Origin of the sequence: Vibrio sp. S9_S30 (assembly GCF_014694455.1) — a bacterium.
Taxonomy (GTDB): Bacteria; Pseudomonadota; Gammaproteobacteria; order Enterobacterales; family Vibrionaceae; genus Vibrio.
In genome coordinates, this window is the sequence record NZ_JAAUWT010000017.1 from 98090 (window position 1) to 113889 (window position 15800).

At 44.7% G+C, this 15800-nt stretch carries 15 protein-coding genes; all 15 read right to left on the bottom strand.

The genetic code is table 11. The annotated features are described in order from the left end of the window. Positions 1-118: 118 nt before the first annotated feature. The 15 genes from HC752_RS18660 to pilO all read right to left on the bottom strand — a co-directional run bounded on the left by HC752_RS18660 (position 119) and on the right by pilO (position 15800). The gene (locus tag HC752_RS18660) at positions 119-4117 is read right to left on the bottom strand and encodes a DUF6701 domain-containing protein (protein WP_190336689.1); all 3999 of its coding nucleotides are present in this window, start codon (positions 4115-4117) and stop codon (positions 119-121) included. Positions 4118-4122: 5 nt separating this feature from the next. Next, positions 4123-4569 carry a hypothetical protein gene (locus HC752_RS18665; protein ID WP_190336690.1) on the bottom strand — a complete coding sequence of 149 codons (447 nt, stop codon included), beginning with the start codon at positions 4567-4569 and terminating at the stop codon, positions 4123-4125. Then, positions 4559-5302, bottom strand: coding sequence for a PilW family protein (locus HC752_RS18670; protein ID WP_190336691.1), 744 nt, complete (start codon positions 5300-5302; stop codon positions 4559-4561). Before HC752_RS18670 ends, HC752_RS18665 begins: the two co-directional genes overlap by 11 nt. Next, positions 5302-5868 (bottom strand): type IV pilus modification PilV family protein, encoded by a 567-nt coding sequence (locus HC752_RS18675; protein ID WP_190336692.1) that lies wholly within the window; start codon positions 5866-5868, stop codon positions 5302-5304. The genes HC752_RS18670 and HC752_RS18675 overlap by 1 nt, the downstream gene beginning before the upstream one ends. Then, entirely contained in the window at positions 5858-6406 is a 549-nt protein-coding gene (locus HC752_RS18680) for a prepilin-type N-terminal cleavage/methylation domain-containing protein (protein WP_190336693.1), read from the bottom strand. The genes HC752_RS18675 and HC752_RS18680 overlap by 11 nt, the downstream gene beginning before the upstream one ends. 53 nt (positions 6407-6459) lie before the next feature. Then, on the bottom strand, positions 6460-6915 hold the full coding sequence (locus HC752_RS18685; RefSeq protein ID WP_190336694.1) for a type II secretion system protein: 456 nt from the start codon (positions 6913-6915) through the stop codon (positions 6460-6462). Positions 6916-6961: 46 nt separating this feature from the next. Next, entirely contained in the window at positions 6962-7531 is a 570-nt protein-coding gene (locus tag HC752_RS18690) for a prepilin-type N-terminal cleavage/methylation domain-containing protein (RefSeq protein ID WP_190336695.1), read from the bottom strand. Between the two features lie 89 nt (positions 7532-7620). Continuing rightward, positions 7621-8067, bottom strand: coding sequence for a hypothetical protein (locus tag HC752_RS18695; RefSeq protein WP_190336696.1), 447 nt, complete (start codon positions 8065-8067; stop codon positions 7621-7623). A gap of 14 nt (positions 8068-8081) precedes the next feature. Continuing rightward, the gene (locus HC752_RS18700; RefSeq protein WP_190336697.1) at positions 8082-9305 is read right to left on the bottom strand and encodes a type II secretion system F family protein; all 1224 of its coding nucleotides are present in this window, start codon (positions 9303-9305) and stop codon (positions 8082-8084) included. Positions 9306-9314: 9 nt separating this feature from the next. Beyond that, the gene (locus tag HC752_RS18705; RefSeq protein ID WP_190336698.1) at positions 9315-11042 is read right to left on the bottom strand and encodes a GspE/PulE family protein; all 1728 of its coding nucleotides are present in this window, start codon (positions 11040-11042) and stop codon (positions 9315-9317) included. Beyond that, complete coding sequence (locus HC752_RS18710; protein WP_190336699.1) at positions 11032-12354, bottom strand: tetratricopeptide repeat protein; 1323 nt, start codon at positions 12352-12354, stop codon at positions 11032-11034. Before HC752_RS18710 ends, HC752_RS18705 begins: the two co-directional genes overlap by 11 nt. Then, a complete protein-coding gene (locus HC752_RS18715) occupies positions 12351-13196 on the bottom strand; it encodes an ExeA family protein (protein WP_190336700.1) in 846 nt (281 codons plus the stop codon). Before HC752_RS18715 ends, HC752_RS18710 begins: the two co-directional genes overlap by 4 nt. Positions 13197-13198: 2 nt before the next feature. Further along, positions 13199-14818 carry a pilus (MSHA type) biogenesis protein MshL gene (gene mshL, locus HC752_RS18720; RefSeq protein WP_190336701.1) on the bottom strand — a complete coding sequence of 540 codons (1620 nt, stop codon included), beginning with the start codon at positions 14816-14818 and terminating at the stop codon, positions 13199-13201. Between the two features lie 15 nt (positions 14819-14833). After that, entirely contained in the window at positions 14834-15154 is a 321-nt protein-coding gene (locus HC752_RS18725; RefSeq protein WP_190336702.1) for an MSHA biogenesis protein MshK, read from the bottom strand. 1 nt (position 15155) lies between these two features. Then, positions 15156-15800 carry a type 4a pilus biogenesis protein PilO gene (pilO, locus tag HC752_RS18730; RefSeq protein WP_190336703.1) on the bottom strand — a complete coding sequence of 215 codons (645 nt, stop codon included), beginning with the start codon at positions 15798-15800 and terminating at the stop codon, positions 15156-15158.

Consider the following 15800-nt stretch of genomic DNA (forward strand, 5'->3'; position numbering starts at 1 on the left):
CAATGCCTTGCGTTATCAGCAAGGCATTGACATGTAAACATGGGCTGAATCTCGCTTTTTCTTGTAGATTCTTTACTTAATCCCTCATTTTTAATGTTAAACGATGAAAACCTCCGTTTTATCGTTCGGTAATTCTTGGCTCTCCCCGATAAATGATCCGATCATTTCCACGGTATGTTCCAAAAGTGATAACTGCCGAGGGTATTTCATCCCCAACCCCTCTCCAATTGTATTTCAACCAATCTTGGTTTCCTGAGGAACTCCAACATTCTATATCGTTATCCGTTGGATTGACTTTTCCTATCTCCCCAGTACCAATTCTTAACCACAAGCGCACTTGTTCTCTTATCGTGGCGTTTTGCTTCGCAATGAGCTCATCTGTCTCACCATTAGACACCCCACCAGATCCATTGAAACTCGCCGCTGAAGACGCACTACCAGCACTGTTCCATAAGCTTTGGCGGCAGAATTGGTTTCCAAGAAAGTGGCTTTCGTTGTCATCCAGGTTGACAACAAATTCTTCACCACTCCAAAATTCAGTACGCATGGGCACAGAAACTCGACCATTCGATTGTGTGCCCAGATCTTCCAAAATCATTCGTCCGTATCGTACGTCTGGCTGTTGAGGTAAACGCATACGTTCTTCATGCGTGTTAACAGAAAAGCTCACAGGGTCCACACCACTGATTTTCAAATCTATCTCTGTCGCTGTTGAATCAAGATCCGTTAAGATTCCGGAGTAATTAAACAATTTATCTGGATAAGATTGAGTGCGACTCACCATTAAACGAGACCAAATCACCTCTTCCGTTGGATTGAAGCGCCAAACTGCATCGCTTTGCCACAATCCATTTCCAAGATCGGAATCCTTGATTGAAAGCCGGTCTGCATGTTCCCCCACTAACGAGAAGGAGGCCTTTAACTGTTGGCTGTAGTGTTCGCCATAATTTAATGTCGGGAGAGGCTCGTCTTTTTCTGTGATGACAGAGCTTTCCGTCATGGCAGACAACGCTTTCACTTCAAACGCCACCTCATTGAAAGGCTGGTTCATGTAGACGAAATTATTTTGTCCTGTGGGATACGTAAACGCCGCTTTTTCCAATGAGAAATAAGACGGGTAAAAGCGACCAATGGAATACTTAATAAACGGTACAGACATGCCATTCAAGTAGCTGTTTTTTTCCACCCACATCTGAATGCTGCCAGCTTCAGACCACCTAAAGCGTTGATCGGAGACCCCCCATTCATTGAAATTCACGGATATTGGTGAATAACCGTTACTTAAGTGGCTCATTTGATTCGCCATCTCAAGTTTCCCCTTATGCCCTGAAGAAGGGGTATGGAGGTCAAAATACACATCAGCGGACACCTCAAAACCCGTCACACTCTCTTCGAGGCACAATAGCTGGTTCATATAACCACTATCAGGCACGCCATCATTATCGCTATCGGCGCTTGGATACCAACGTAAAGCGCTTAGCCGAGCATCGACAAATTTACCTGAGCCCACAAGTTTGCTGCCCCCACTCGCTGTACCAGAAGGGAACAACTGATAAGCACCATCTTGTGGTTCGTGACAAATAGACAACGCGAAAGGACGGCTGTTTACGGTAGCATTGCCTGCTAAGCCTGACCACGAAGGTAAGCCAGCCTGTGGTGGTTGCCATTTCGCATCAGCCACACGAAGCTTAAACTGGCCAGCCGAGGAATAAACACTGTTTAAGACCGCGACACCGTTATCAAACGGGACATTGGGTATGGTTACTCCGGTCAGTGGATCAGTTCCTTTAGGAAGGATGGTGTTGTGTACGACTAGCGTGTTGTTATTGCCGATAAGCGTTGGTTCCATCAGCTCATAGGCCATATCCAACGATTGCATACCGGTATAATCTTCAATCGTCTGACATTGCCTAGGGTTCGCTGCATTTGATGCAACGGCGGACACTTTAATGCTAAAAGGACGGTTGGCCACTTGCCCTTTATTCCCGTCGACACGATGTTCATCGGTAACTTTAAATCCATACGGAACAAATTGATACGGACCGGCATCCACCGACACATTAGTATTTTGGAGCAGACTCCCTCGAATATGGACGGGCAATAAAGAGGTGCTGGACAATTTTTTCGTCACTATCGCATCCTGCCCTGCGACAAATTCGTGTTGGAAAGGTGTGGTACAACGCGCGGGTTCGGAGTCGGAAAGCCAACAAGATTGCCCTGTTGAATTATTGGGAATGTCGACGCGAAGTGTCCCCGAATAATTATTCAGCAACTGCCTTGTTGCTTTATCGACCAACTTAAACGTCACGGCTAGGCCATCACATGTAAGCCCTGTTGTCGTGGAGGGGGTCATCACCAACTCTGGTTCAGAGAAACATCGGCTTTCGCCCGTTATTTTTGAGTACCCCGACATCGACACTCTGTTGGCGGTTACTGAACCATAGATCTCCGCATAATTGGAAAGATAAACGGTTGATTCGGAGTAAATCAACGCCTTTATTTTGTCATTGCTAGCAAGGTTTAGTTGGCATACGCCATATGGACAACTTTGTTCACTCATGTTCGTATTCTGAAGGCTAGGATCATAACCCACGATCAGCAAACTGTCTGCCTCACCAGTATGGTTGAAAGAAGAATCGTTAGAGAGTTCTAGGCGTTTCACATGTATTCTGACATCCCCACGGATATTGATCGTTGAGCGGTGAGAGATATCCAAATAATCAAAATAGTAATCCCCTTCCGTCAGCAATACTGTTGAGTCGCTGATCGACAGTCTTTTGGATGACAATGGCGATAAGGTGACTTGCTGGGATGTGATATCGGGTAATTGATCGACGATGTAAAAGTCGTTCAGCTTGTCTTTGGAAATTTGCAAAGAGGGGTCATTGGTGCAAGGCATTCCATCGCAATGGCTACCGTTTGCAAAGTACGCACTCTCAAAGCCAACATATCGTAGACCATTGGCGAGCTTGGCATTCACAACAGAGGAGCCATTAGACATATCCATTTGACTGCCGCTATTCGCCCGTCCTTGAACGGCAGAAGGGAAAGTATCACAAGTAGGTAATTCATTGGGTAAGTTGATATCTAGCTTGTCTGAAAATGCAAAGTACCCGATATCTTCTTCTGTGTGACTGCGATGCCGCAGTGAATCATTTATGGCCAAATCTTCATCAATGACAAAGCTCACTCTCTGATTGGATAGAAAGCAACGCCTAGCCCACCCACCTTGATGGCCTTCACGGGACTGCCTGCTGGCAATAAGCGCTGGTTGCTTGGTGTATTGATGAGAAAGTAGAAACCGTTGATCACACTGACGTCGTAAAGGAGCGCTTTCTCCAATAGTACCGTTGAGCTCTACGCTATTAAACTCGTAACGGACTCCCTGAGTCTCACCAGCAAAACGCCTTGAAGCGATATAGGCAATCCGCTCTTTGTGCTGCACAGGTATCTCGGAATCATATCGGCTGAGTTCTAGGTAAAGCTGAGCGTAATCATTCTCAGATTCATACACCCCCGCACTCATCCAACGGTTATTCGTATTTGTTTGTATCTGAGTAATCAACACACTGTTTTCGTAGCCATTGCGTACATAGCCAAAGTCTGAGAACAAAGCCAGTTGATGACCGGGATCACTACTCGTGATTGAACCAGCAGGGATTTGTGTAGGATGTGACATGTTAAAGCCACGGTATTGATTGGTATCAACATACCCTGCCACTATCGAATGCCCACCTTGAAGTTCGGCAACCCCAGGCTCCACAACAAAATAGCTGATAGAGGTCATTATCGGTTCATTCAGGTCTTGATATTGAGTACTAATAGGCGCACTCGTTTGTCTCACAATAAAATCCTGTGAGCTGACGGAAGTAATCACTAATTGAGCGGGTTTCTGCCCATCAGGATCCACCGTTGCAATCGTAGGGGTAACGAACACCAGCGGTGTGACTCGATAACTTTTACTGAAAGTAATACGGCATGAACTTCGACAATCTGCCTTTTCAAGCTTCCCGAATTCATAACGTGCATCTTGAAAATAATGGGCATTGACAGAAAATGGGAAGACAAACAAACAAACACAAAAAAATACAACAAACTCATTTAGAGTCACTTTCATTTGGCTTATTCCATGGCTTTAGCCCAAACTTCCTGTTCTCGGCTAACTTCAAAGGTATTGCTTCCGCCGCAAACCGCAACGGAACTGATTCTATAGAATGTTAAATCACCCGATCCACGTTCATCACAAGTGATCTTCAATGTTGAGCAAGGAACATTAGAATTGGCTCGTAACGCATCTTCAGCCGCATTAGCAGCAACATTTAAGCTGGTACACCGAGCCGATAATTGTGGCGCCCCTGCACTTTCATTTAATGGGTACATATACGTCAACCCCCATTCATTGCCTGAATGCGCCAAAAACCACGCTTGCGTACCGAGTACTTCACGAGTCAGGATATCTTGATTCGACCATTCTAATCGAACCAAAGTAAGCCCAAGCATGCCCATCACGACAATAATAAAAATGGCAATAATTAGCACGCTGCCTGTCTGGCTCTTTTTATGGGACATTAAGCACCTGCACATCATGATTGTAGTGACTTTGCTCACCATCACTTTCGAATAGTATATCCATGTGCACTAAACCACCACGTTGTAATGACATTCCACTGACGGTAAATGCGGCGCTGGCGGCATTTTCACCGACTGGGACCACCGTCCCTTCGTCTCGAGTGATTTGCCCCGTTCCCACATTCACGCAGTATTCCACTTGCTCTGAGGGAATATAAATATAATGTCGATTCGCAATTGAATTGCTCGGAAAGGAAGCCGACATGCTGTAGATTGCACCGCTTAAACTTACCCCAGTCAATAACACAGAAGCGGAGGAAGGATCGACCAAGTCCGATACTTGGCTTGGATTAATCACCAATCGGGCTCCAGCACTGATTGCTGCACTCATATCAGCTTGGGTAAAGCCGTCGTTACCCACAATAAACTGCAGCGTATCACTGCCTCCGCTTATCGAATCGATCATTTTGTAAAAGCCAGAATACCGAATGGGATAGAAGGATACACAAGAACCACCGTTTGAAGCCGTCAAACTATTAGGTACGGCGTGCCTAATTTCACGGGACATTTTCTCAATCACAAACCGCGCTTGATTATGCAGCGCTTGCCTTCGAGTCGTATCGGCATACCCCTGAGCACCAATTTTCACAAACCCTGCAATGCCGATAAACATGATGGAGACGATCAGTATCGTGACAATCATTTCCACCAAAGTGAACCCTAATTTTTTCATTAGTAGTTCCCCTTATAAGCACTGAATCGGAATTCCCCATACTGACCAGCTACCACCGTTAAGGTAATCCGCTTATATCGTTGTAAAGAGTCCGTAAAACCAAGGTCACTGCTCGGGATGTAAACCACGGCAATCTCAGTTCTAAAATTTGGGTAGTCGTTAGCAATATCAGAGCCAAAAATATCGTTGAGGCTACCGCGTGCACTCAGTACACAGTCCGACACATTATCATTGGTATGCCAACATCCGATGTAATCGTCAACATCATTAAACGTGGCTGTCGTTTCTCCCACTTCCGGGCCTAACGTCACAGTACAAGCTGGAGCGCCTGTTTCATCACACCGGATAATACTGCCATTTGGATCACTTTCATGATCAAACCCTCTTGCTAGCATTTCTGTCATGATGCTTTGCGCCAAAATAGACGCTCGAACGTCGTATTGTGACTGTGCAGAATTCTGAACACGAGGAAAGAGAATGGAGAGCAATACCGACATCGAAATGCCTAAAACAATGATGGCAACAATGCTTTCAACCAGTGTAAAACCGCGTTGCTTAACAGCCATACACAAACCCTTCACTGTTAATGCAAACGCGAGCCGACTCTACCCCATTAGAAATACCAACAGTAATGTTGCCCCCAGCACTAGGTGTGGTACAACCAGAAATACACGTTGGTACACCTAACAGGTCAAACTCAACGATCATGCTTGCGGGTGTAAAAGAGAAGGTTTGGTCATCAATGAAGACATAGTTGCTTCGATTGTCTGCAGTACAACCAGTACCCGAGCCTAAACAATTGCCTGAAACCACTAAGCGGTATTGGCTTTGATTGCCAGAGTAATCGAGGGAAGGGAGATTGGATTGCATTCGACCGAGTTGAATTTGTCGAATAATGGAAATGGCTTGTTCTTGAGCAGCGAAAGTTGAAAAACCAGAAACGCCCACATATTTACTGGTAGCATAAGTGGATATAATGCCTAACAGAAGAATAACTACGATAAGCTCTGTAAGGGTAAAACCTGATTGACGAGTAAAACGTACCGCCTTATAGGAAATAGGATTATAAGTTTCATGCTTTACCCAATAGATAAATTTACTCATGCTCAACTCGTAATACCCAAATGAGGGGCAACCGGTGCCCCTCTACCGTTTCTTTACGAGCAGTTAGTGCTGACGACTGCAGCTTTCGCTGGAGTGGTTGCATTTTCAGCCTGAGTATACTTAACACAGTTACCCGTATATCCAGAGATACCGAAAAACACTGCAGGAGGATTACCAGTGACTGATTTAATAAATTTAAAGTCAGTACCAATACCATCCACAATGGCAGTTATAGCGGTCGAAGTAGCATTGGGGTAGCCGTAAGTCGTTTGCACCGTTGTGCCAGCAACAGAAACTCCACCAGATGTGCCTTCAAGCCCTGCGATCGCTGCCTTCCCATAGACCAGACTGGCAGACCCTTTAATGGCACCAACTAACCCCTCTAAGGTTGCCTTTCTAGCATCATCTTGTATATTCAAAAACTTAGGTGCAGCGGTTACTGCCAGAATACCCAAAATAACAATTACCACCACTAATTCAATTAGCGTGAAACCGCCTTGTCTTTTCATAGTCACTTCTCTCTATGTTTAGATATTAACGCTGCAACCAACTCAGTTACTGCAATTCTACGGTCACACGACCAGTTTTTATTTCATACACAAACTTATGATCACTGCCTTCTTGCTGCACATATGAACAAGTGCTCTCAGAACTATTGGCTTCAGCTGTGTATTTTAAATCGGATAGGTTGCTGCTTGCTGCATCGCCTACTTTAGGTGAGTTTTGCAGCAAGTTTTCCATCAGATTGACACAATCAGATGACGATATCGTTGATGGAGCAGACGTTTGCCCAGTAGTTCTTAACGCAATCGGGTAGCCGTCTCTAAATGAACTGTCACTCCCATCATCACTAAAAGAGCGAGTTAACCAAAACTCCACACCATCATACTCAATGTAATGTTGTTTGCTATTTCCAGTACCTATCCCAGGTCTTCCTTTTGCCTCCCACTGCGCTCTTGCCGAAAGGACACCTGTGGCATACCCCCCGGCAACAGCCTCAATGCTGGCTTTTTTGGCTTCATCGGTGACATCTAAAAACTTGGGCAATGCAGCGGCGGCTAGCAAACCAAGAATAACAATCACCACAACCAGTTCTACTAATGAAAAACCGAGCTGCTTTTTCATTTCTTCACCTATGTTTTTTTCTCATTCCTGAGTAATTTAATTATATCGAACACCAACAAGTAAAACTATGATTTAAGAGGTTTAACTGCCTATTTAATAGTACTTATTGAGAGCGTCTTCTCACTCAAAACCAAGTCCAATACCTTTTTTTGCTTAAATTCATATTGGCAGTGATAAGTCGGATAACCAGATATCATCGTAATTTCTGGATCAGCAAGATACGTGTTCCCTAACCTAGGATACAAGGTTTCTAACCACCACTTACAGTTCACTTTATTATCAAGCAAGGGCAATACCCACCCGTTACCATCCAATTGAATTTTTTCACCTTCATACTCAATAACACTAGGCTTCTTACTGATAACCCATTGCTGCCTAAAGGCATTAGCTCGCTCTGTAATCTGGTTTTCTAACATCAAAAAAGTGGTATCGGATGCTTCATCGTCAATTTTTTGCCAATTGATAACCAACGTCGCTAATAGAATGCCTACTAAGAATATCCAAATGGCAAATGCAGGAACGATTTTGCCGTTCATGTTAAAGCACCCATTTATTTTTGAATCGCATCCAGCATGCCCCACATCGGCAAGAAAATACCCATAGCCAAAATCAACACCATCCCAGCCACAATCGTCAGTAATAGCGGTTCTATTCTCGCCGTTAACGTTTTCAGATCATAATCCACTTCGCGATCGTAAAAGTCTGACACTTCGAGCAACAGTTCGTCTATTCGTCCTGTTTCCTCTCCGACAGAAATCATCTGAATAACCAAAGGGGTGAAAATTTGGCTCTGAATGGCGGTTGACGACACGGTACTTCCCGCTTCAATTGCCGATTTCATTTCCAAAATTCTGAGCTCTAAAAATCGATTACCAAGCGCTTCCCCCGACAAAACCAAAGATTGGTTTAGCGGAACCCCCGATTTCAGCATCAGTGCAAACGTTCTTGAAAATCGTGACAGTTGAGCTCGATTAACAATATCTCCCACAATCGGAATTCTTAACCTAAACTTATCCCACTTCTCTCTGCCATCCGCCGTTCCGATCCAAGCTTTCATACCAAATAAAAAGGCAAAAAAGGCAATGATCAACCAAACCCAGTAATTCACAAAAAAGTTGGACGTACTAATTAAAATCCTTGTCGGCAAAGGTAAGTCGACGCCAAACTTTGCAAACATTGATGCAAATTGCGGAATGACTTTAACATTCAACACGATCATTGCAATTGAAATAAAGCTCAATACGAAAATGGGGTATCTCATCGCTGTTTTTATTCTTTTCTGCGTTTCCAATTCTTGCTCATAATATTGAGAAAGCTGAAGCAAGGCTTGGTCTAAACGCCCCGTATTCTCCCCAACATTGATCATTGAAATGAACAGCGAGCTGAATACTTGGGGGTATTGCTGCATGGACGAAGACAAATTTCGACCATTGGTTAGCTCATTTCCAACTTCTTCCAAGGCATGCTTGAGTTGCTTGTTCCCACAATTTTGAACCAACCCTTTGATTGCTCGTAGGATGGGGACACCTGCTTTCGTTAAGCTATACAGCTGTCGACAAAATATAACGAACACTTCCAGCGGAATCGATGGTGTAAACAGAGCAGCAACATCGAAGCTGATGCCCTCTCCCGCACTTTTCTCTTTGCTGATCGAAGTTGGTATTACTCCTTTATTGATCAGTGCTTCAGCGGCAAGTTCCTCTGTTGGGGCATCAACTTGACCTGCCACCTTGCTGCCTTGTATATCTCTGCCTTGGTACTGATAAGTCGCCATGTTATCACCTTAGAGCAGAATCGGTTCAATCGTTGCCGAAGAATCACCTTCACCGAGGTTCATGACTTCATTCAAACTCACCACACCTTTCAAAGCCAGCTCCATAGCAGAAGCCAGTAAAGGTTTGTATCCCTCAGCTCTGCGTGCTTGTTTGGCAAATTCAACCGCATCACCTGAACGAAGCGCATCCATCATATTCAGTTCAAGCTCTAGTAATTCAAATACTCCGACTCGGCCTCGATACCCTGTTAAATTACAATTTTGGCACCCTTTCCCTTTGAAGAAGGGGGCACCGATTTGGTTAGGAAATCGGCTACCAAGCCATTGTTTTCGAGATTCATCGACATCATCGTGAGTACGGCAATCTGGGCAAATTTTTCGCACAAGTCTTTGTGCCAAAACGGCTCTTACTGCACTGGCTACCAAATATCCAGGCGCCCCCATATCCATCATGCGCAGTGCACTGTCGATGGCATCGTTGGTGTGCAAAGTACTTAATACTAGGTGACCTGTTAATGCGGCTCTTAACCCAATTTCCACCGTTTCTTGATCACGCATCTCCCCCACCAATATAATGTCTGGGTCTTGACGTAAGAACGTTCTCAAAATCGTAGAGAACCCAAGATCAATCTTCGTATTGACTTGAACTTGGTTAACACGCTCCAGACGGTACTCCACGGGATCTTCTACTGTAATGATTTTCTTGCTCGGTTCATTTAATTCAGACAGTGCCCCATAAAGCGTTGTTGTTTTCCCCGAACCGGTTGGTCCCGTGACTAAGATCATGCCATGAGGCCGTCTGAGTTGCCTTCGTAACCTTACCAATAAGTCTTCGGGCAACCCCGATTCATCGAGCTTTCTTACGCCAGCAGATTGGTTAAGCAGTCGCATAACCACAGATTCACCGTGCTGGACAGGCATCGTGGACATACGAATATCAATAGACTGACCTTTCACACGAATATTGAAGCGACCATCTTGAGGTAAGCGTTTTTCCGAAATATCCAAATTCGCCATCAATTTAAGCCTCAGTACCAATGCTGAAGCGATATTGACTTCGTTCAACAGCGTCTCATGAAGCACGCCATCAACACGCTGTCTAAGCCTCAATACATTAGAGTCAGGTTCGATGTGAATATCGGATGCGCCAACTTGAATGGCATCTTCAAACAGAGAGTTGACCAGCTTTACAACCGTCACCTCTTCGCTGTCTTCATCATCACCAAAAGAAAAATCGAACGTATTAGTGACCTGATGCTCGGCCTGAAGCTGTTCGGCAAACGAGGCGATTTCTTTCGTTCGGCGATAATAGCGATCAAAACCTTCTACTAACTGCTTTTCTGGGGCGATAACAAAATCAAGCTCGTATTGCTGAAGTTGACTCAACAAAGATTCCTGAGCAAATAAGTCAGCAGGATCACTCATCGCGACACGCAGTGTGTCTCCCTGCCGACCAACCACTAACGCCCTCAATCGACGGGCATGTACCTCGGGTAATATCTGGACAGCCTCAACGTCCACATTGGCTCGACCAAGATCGATGAGAGGCACATTAAGTTGTTGCGACAGGAAAGTGAGCATTTGCGCTTCGGTTAAGAAGCCAAGTTGTATTAAGGTATCCCCAAGCTTTCTGCCCGTTCTCTTTTGGTGACTTAGCGCTTCTTCAACTTGATGTTCTGAGATGATGCCTTCTTCAACCAACAGATCGCCAAGACGTTTACGTAGTTTAATCTGCATTTGAAGACGCCTCTCTGTCGTTAATGTATGCAATGCGTTCACGGATAAAGCGGTTGGTTTGCACCGACAACCCAACGCGATTCAGTGCTTTTTGGTATGACACTTTTGCTTGGGAATACTGAGCGCTTCGCTCTTGTTGTATTCCTAATCCTAGCCACCACTTACCGTTTTCCTGATCTTGCTGTACTAACATCTGATAGCTTTCAAGTGCAATCGGATAGTTTTTGAGTTGCTGCGCTAGTCCTGCCCTTGCAGCGAGGTAATCTTGTTCTGGGCGAGGCGGTAAGTGCTCAAGAACACCCAGTGCGGCTTCATTGATCCCTTCTTTTACTAAAATATTCATTGCGGCTAGCCTCAGCACTTGGTTATCTCGATCAAGCACGATGCCTTTTTGCAATATCTCTAGAGACTGGCGTACATTGCCGCGCCCATAATAAAGCGCTGCCAATTTTTTACGGACCACATCATCTTTGGGAACATAACGAAGGGCCGTTTGATACCCTTTTATCGCACCATCGAAATCATTGGCATCTAACGATTTTTTTGCCCGAGACAACGCTTTATCCGCTAACTGCTTTGGGGTAAGTTCAACCTGTTGAATCGACATTTCGCCATTGGTTATAGGTTGCTGACGTAGTTCATATTGATCTATTTCTGCCACTGAAGAGGTTTTTGCCACTGGAACCTGAGAGGCTTTTTCAGAAATAACATTCGCCTTTTCAGTCTTGCCTTCTTTCTGAGAAGCAAGTGCCTGTGTCTTAGGTTTTGTTTCCTTTGCCGCTTGTAATGTAGGAGCTTCTGTTTTTTTAATAACTGGGCTTTTCTCTACTTGAACTGGCTCTTCTATCGACGTCGGGGATGATTGAGGGGCGGCGCGGCTTTTTTCTGACTCAACGTTTGTAACGTGAACACCATCAGATACCGAGGATGCCACGAAACTTGGTGATGCTTCATCATCTTTCGTGACTTGATCTGAGTATATGTTCGTCACTGACTCTGACACCGTTTGCTGTGTTGGTGGAGTCGCTTCCATCATAACAACAGTGGTCACTGGTTTCGCAGCGTTTGAGGAACGATTGGGTTTAACGTTTTCGGATACTGGCACGCTGTCGGATATTTGAACGCTTTCAGAATCGCTGGTTGGTTGCCCTAACATCAACCAAGCCCCACCAGCCACCGATATAACAACAAGCATCACAATCCACATAGCTTGCGAACGCTTTTTTAAAGGAGAAACCTCCACTCGTTCAATACGCCCTGATGACGATTTATTCGCTGACATTTCAGATAATGCTTTGTTGATCACGCTCATGATACCCCCCACCCCCACAAGAATGGCTTTTTAAATCTGGGTTTGACAGTATCTAGCGTATCATTAATCGCGTTATAGACGTGAACCATGTGAATGTGAGTCGCGTTCGAAGTAAACGCCAGTAGCAGTGCTTTATGGCAAACTTGATTAATTAAGCGAGGGATACCTCGTGACGCTTTCCAAATCGCTTTTTTTACTTTTGCCTCAAACAAGTTAACATTTCCACCACTCACCTGTACTCGATGATCGATATACGCAAAAGCTTCTTCAATAGAAAGGGGTCTTAACGTTGCACTGAAAGAAATACGTTGACGTAACTGTCTAAGGTGGTGCTGCTCCAAACGGGCATCCAGCTCTGGCTGACCTAACAAGACGATCTGCATCAGCTTGGCCTGTTCCGTTTCAAGGTTTCCAAACAATCGGATCGCTTCAAGCGCTTCATCACTCAAGCCCTGAGCTTCATCAATCAACGCCACAACACGCTTCTCGTTTAAGTGTAATTTGAGTAATTTTGCGTGAATGTCATCAACCAAGCTATCGCTGTTTCTAATTTCGACTTCAAGCTCTTTTGCTATCGCAATTTTTAGCTCTTCACCAGTAAGTTGGGGGTTAGGCAAATACACCAGCGACACATCATCGACTAGCTGATTAATGAGCATCCGGCACACCATGGTTTTTCCCGTGCCCACTTCACCGGATACTTTGATAACGCCCTCACCCATTTCAATAGCAGACAAAACGGTTTGGATCGCCTCATAATGCGGCACTAACCCCTGAAACAATTCAGTGTTGGGAGTTAACGAAAAAGGCGCTTGTTTAAATCCAAAAAATGTCTGATACATAATTATTCTTCAGGGAACCACTCTTGCAATAAGTCTCGTGAACGTTCCAGCTCTTGCTGCCATGTGTTAACACCCACAACTGTTGGTCTTAATAAAATAACGAGTTCTGTTTTTTGCGTCAGCTTAGTTACGTTTCGGAATAAATGCCCCAAACCAGGCACATCACCTAAGAATGGAATTTTGGAGACCTGATCAATGGTATTGGATTTCATCAGACCACCGATCACAACCACATCGCCATCTCGAGCTCGGATGACTGAATCTGATTCGCGGATTGAACTTTTGGCCAGAGGTACTTCGTACTTTTTCCCTTCAAGGTTGATGACTTTTGTCTGTGTTTGAACATCAATAACGGCTGGGTGAACATGAAGCAGGACAAAACCTTCATCATCAATTTGTGGAGTCACATCCAAGGAAATTCCAGAGAAAAATGGCGTTAGCTCAATGTTTGGCGCCGTATTCGCATTGTCACCGCTGCCGACCACACTGGAAATGTTCGTGACGAAATACTCATCAGAACCGACTTTTATGACCGCTTTCTGGTTATTCGCTGCGGTCACTCGTGGGCTAGACAAAACATTTAAATCACCTTGGGTGCCGACAAAACTCAGCACGCCAGCGAAATCTCCATTCTTAATCGTGACATTGGTCTGCCCACCAAGTAATGAACCAATCGCATCTAGCCCTGGCAAAATGGGGGCACTTCCGTCGGCAGGAATTAAACCCCGCCCGATCAAAACATTTGCATTGCCAAATGTCGACGTTAGACCGCTCCAATTGATCCCTTGCTGATAACCATCAGACAACGTCACCTCGAGGATCTTAGCTTCTAGAATGACCTGTCGCTGCATGCGCTGCTGCGACACACCGAGGAATTGTCTGATCTCTCGAATTTCATCAGGATAGGCTCGAATTGTTAGCACACTGGCTTGAGGAGATACAACCACATTCCGACCCTCCCCACTCCCTATAAGTGTCTGGACTGCTTTTTCTAATTGAACCCAAAAATCACTTTCACTGATGGTTTCTATCTCAGTCCCACCCGTTGAAGAGGAGCTGGAACCGCTGGATGTTCCAGAAGAACTCGTGCTGCTTTCGTCATCTTTACTGGTAATGGTTCCTGTTGCAATGGAGGTCAATGAACGCCCCAGCCTTTTGAACTGAAGATAGTCAACAGGAATGGTTTCTGTGCGTAACCCCGCCGGATAAATCTGAATGAGTTTTCCGCTTTGAACCACTTCAAAACCGTAAAGATCGCGTACAACTTTAAGCACTTCATCTAGCGTTACATCGGTCAGGTTCATGGTTATACGACCGGCGACATCAGGGTGGATGGCCGTACTGTAGTCTGTCCCTTTGACAAGACCGGCAAAAAAAGTTTTTGCCTCTACACCATTTGCTTGCACTCGAAAACGTTTCAATGTTGGTGAAACGACAAACTCTTCGCTCTCTAGATCTGGCATTAAATCAGCTTGTACAGAAGCGGGAAGATCTTCTAAGCTTTTACTGCTCGCTTCATTGATCACGTCATTAAGCGCTTCTTTGACCTCGACAGGATCACGATGTCCCATAGAACAAGCCGTTAGTGACACGATGATGATTGCTACTACAATATTACGCATAATGTCTATGAAACCTTACTGTTTAATGTCAGAAGGAAACAACTCTAATCGCCATCGCTTCCCGCTTTTTATCAAATCCACAAACTCTGGTTCGATCCTGTTGACCAGATACCCTTGCATATATTTCCCTTTCTCTACAACTGTATCGTCTATGATGGCATAGCATGACGCACCTTCCGTACAAATAATGGATTGCAGTTTTGGTACTGGCACGACCGCTTTTCTCTTAGATTGGTTTTGTGTCGTTGTTTTTGGTGCTTGCCAGCCAAGTGGTGCGGTAGGATCTTGGTTAGCGTACCCAAAAGAGCTCAATATGATTGCTAAAGCGAAAAACATTCTAACCACCGATAAACTCCTGCCCCGTGCCTAACGTATAAACAATAAGAACCAATCGGGCTGACGGATAATCTTCAACTTGATATTGGTAACTACGCCAGAAATATGTCGTCGGCATGCTTTCCAGTTCAATCAAATAATTTTTTATATCAAAATAGCTTCCCGTAATTTCAATTTTGACAGGATGTATGTAATACCCAACTGTTTGAGATTTTCCATTAGCAATAATAGACTCAGCTGGTAAAGAGCTTAGGCTTTCTAACTTTAATCCTTTGCTACTGATGAGGACATTTTCTAACAACTCCGCCATCTGACTCGGTGTCACCAAAGATTCAACCACCAGCCCCAGTTGTTCAGACAACTGCTGACTGCGCATCTTCAAACGGGCAAGCTTTTCATCGATGTCTTTGTTAGGGTCAGATTTGAGCTGTTTACTGACCATCGCCATCGTGGCGTTAGTGGTATTAATGGATTGAGTTAAAGAGGTATATTCAGCGCTTAGAGAAGCTTTCACTTTAAATGATGGCTCCAAAAGAACAGTTAATGTGATGAAAAATATCGCCACCCATCCAGCAACCGTAATCAACCACTTCTCTCTACTGGAAAGCGCCGAAAATTTTTCACTGAGGCTTTGAAGAAGTGCCAT

Bases quoted from the DNA above. Each gene is read 5' to 3' on its own strand.
- HC752_RS18695 (WP_190336696.1), bottom strand. From the start codon at position 8,067: ATGAACGGCAAAATCGTTCCTGCATTTGCCATTTGGATATTCTTAGTA.
- HC752_RS18690 (WP_190336695.1), bottom strand. From the start codon at position 7,531: ATGAAAAAGCAGCTCGGTTTTTCATTAGTAGAACTGGTTGTGGTGATT.
- HC752_RS18665 (WP_190336690.1), bottom strand. From the start codon at position 4,569: ATGTCCCATAAAAAGAGCCAGACAGGCAGCGTGCTAATTATTGCCATT.
- HC752_RS18700 (WP_190336697.1), bottom strand. From the start codon at position 9,305: ATGGCGACTTATCAGTACCAAGGCAGAGATATACAAGGCAGCAAGGTG.
- HC752_RS18705 (WP_190336698.1), bottom strand. From the start codon at position 11,042: ATGCAGATTAAACTACGTAAACGTCTTGGCGATCTGTTGGTTGAAGAA.
- HC752_RS18675 (WP_190336692.1), bottom strand. From the start codon at position 5,868: ATGGCTGTTAAGCAACGCGGTTTTACACTGGTTGAAAGCATTGTTGCC.
- mshL (WP_190336701.1), bottom strand. From the start codon at position 14,818: ATGCGTAATATTGTAGTAGCAATCATCATCGTGTCACTAACGGCTTGT.
- HC752_RS18710 (WP_190336699.1), bottom strand. From the start codon at position 12,354: ATGAGCGTGATCAACAAAGCATTATCTGAAATGTCAGCGAATAAATCG.
- pilO (WP_190336703.1), bottom strand. From the start codon at position 15,800: ATGGCACTTCTTCAAAGCCTCAGTGAAAAATTTTCGGCGCTTTCCAGT.
- HC752_RS18725 (WP_190336702.1), bottom strand. From the start codon at position 15,154: ATGTTTTTCGCTTTAGCAATCATATTGAGCTCTTTTGGGTACGCTAAC.
- HC752_RS18685 (WP_190336694.1), bottom strand. From the start codon at position 6,915: ATGAAAAGACAAGGCGGTTTCACGCTAATTGAATTAGTGGTGGTAATT.
- HC752_RS18670 (WP_190336691.1), bottom strand. From the start codon at position 5,302: ATGAAAAAATTAGGGTTCACTTTGGTGGAAATGATTGTCACGATACTG.
- HC752_RS18660 (WP_190336689.1), bottom strand. From the start codon at position 4,117: ATGAAAGTGACTCTAAATGAGTTTGTTGTATTTTTTTGTGTTTGTTTG.
- HC752_RS18715 (WP_190336700.1), bottom strand. From the start codon at position 13,196: ATGTATCAGACATTTTTTGGATTTAAACAAGCGCCTTTTTCGTTAACT.
- HC752_RS18680 (WP_190336693.1), bottom strand. From the start codon at position 6,406: ATGAGTAAATTTATCTATTGGGTAAAGCATGAAACTTATAATCCTATT.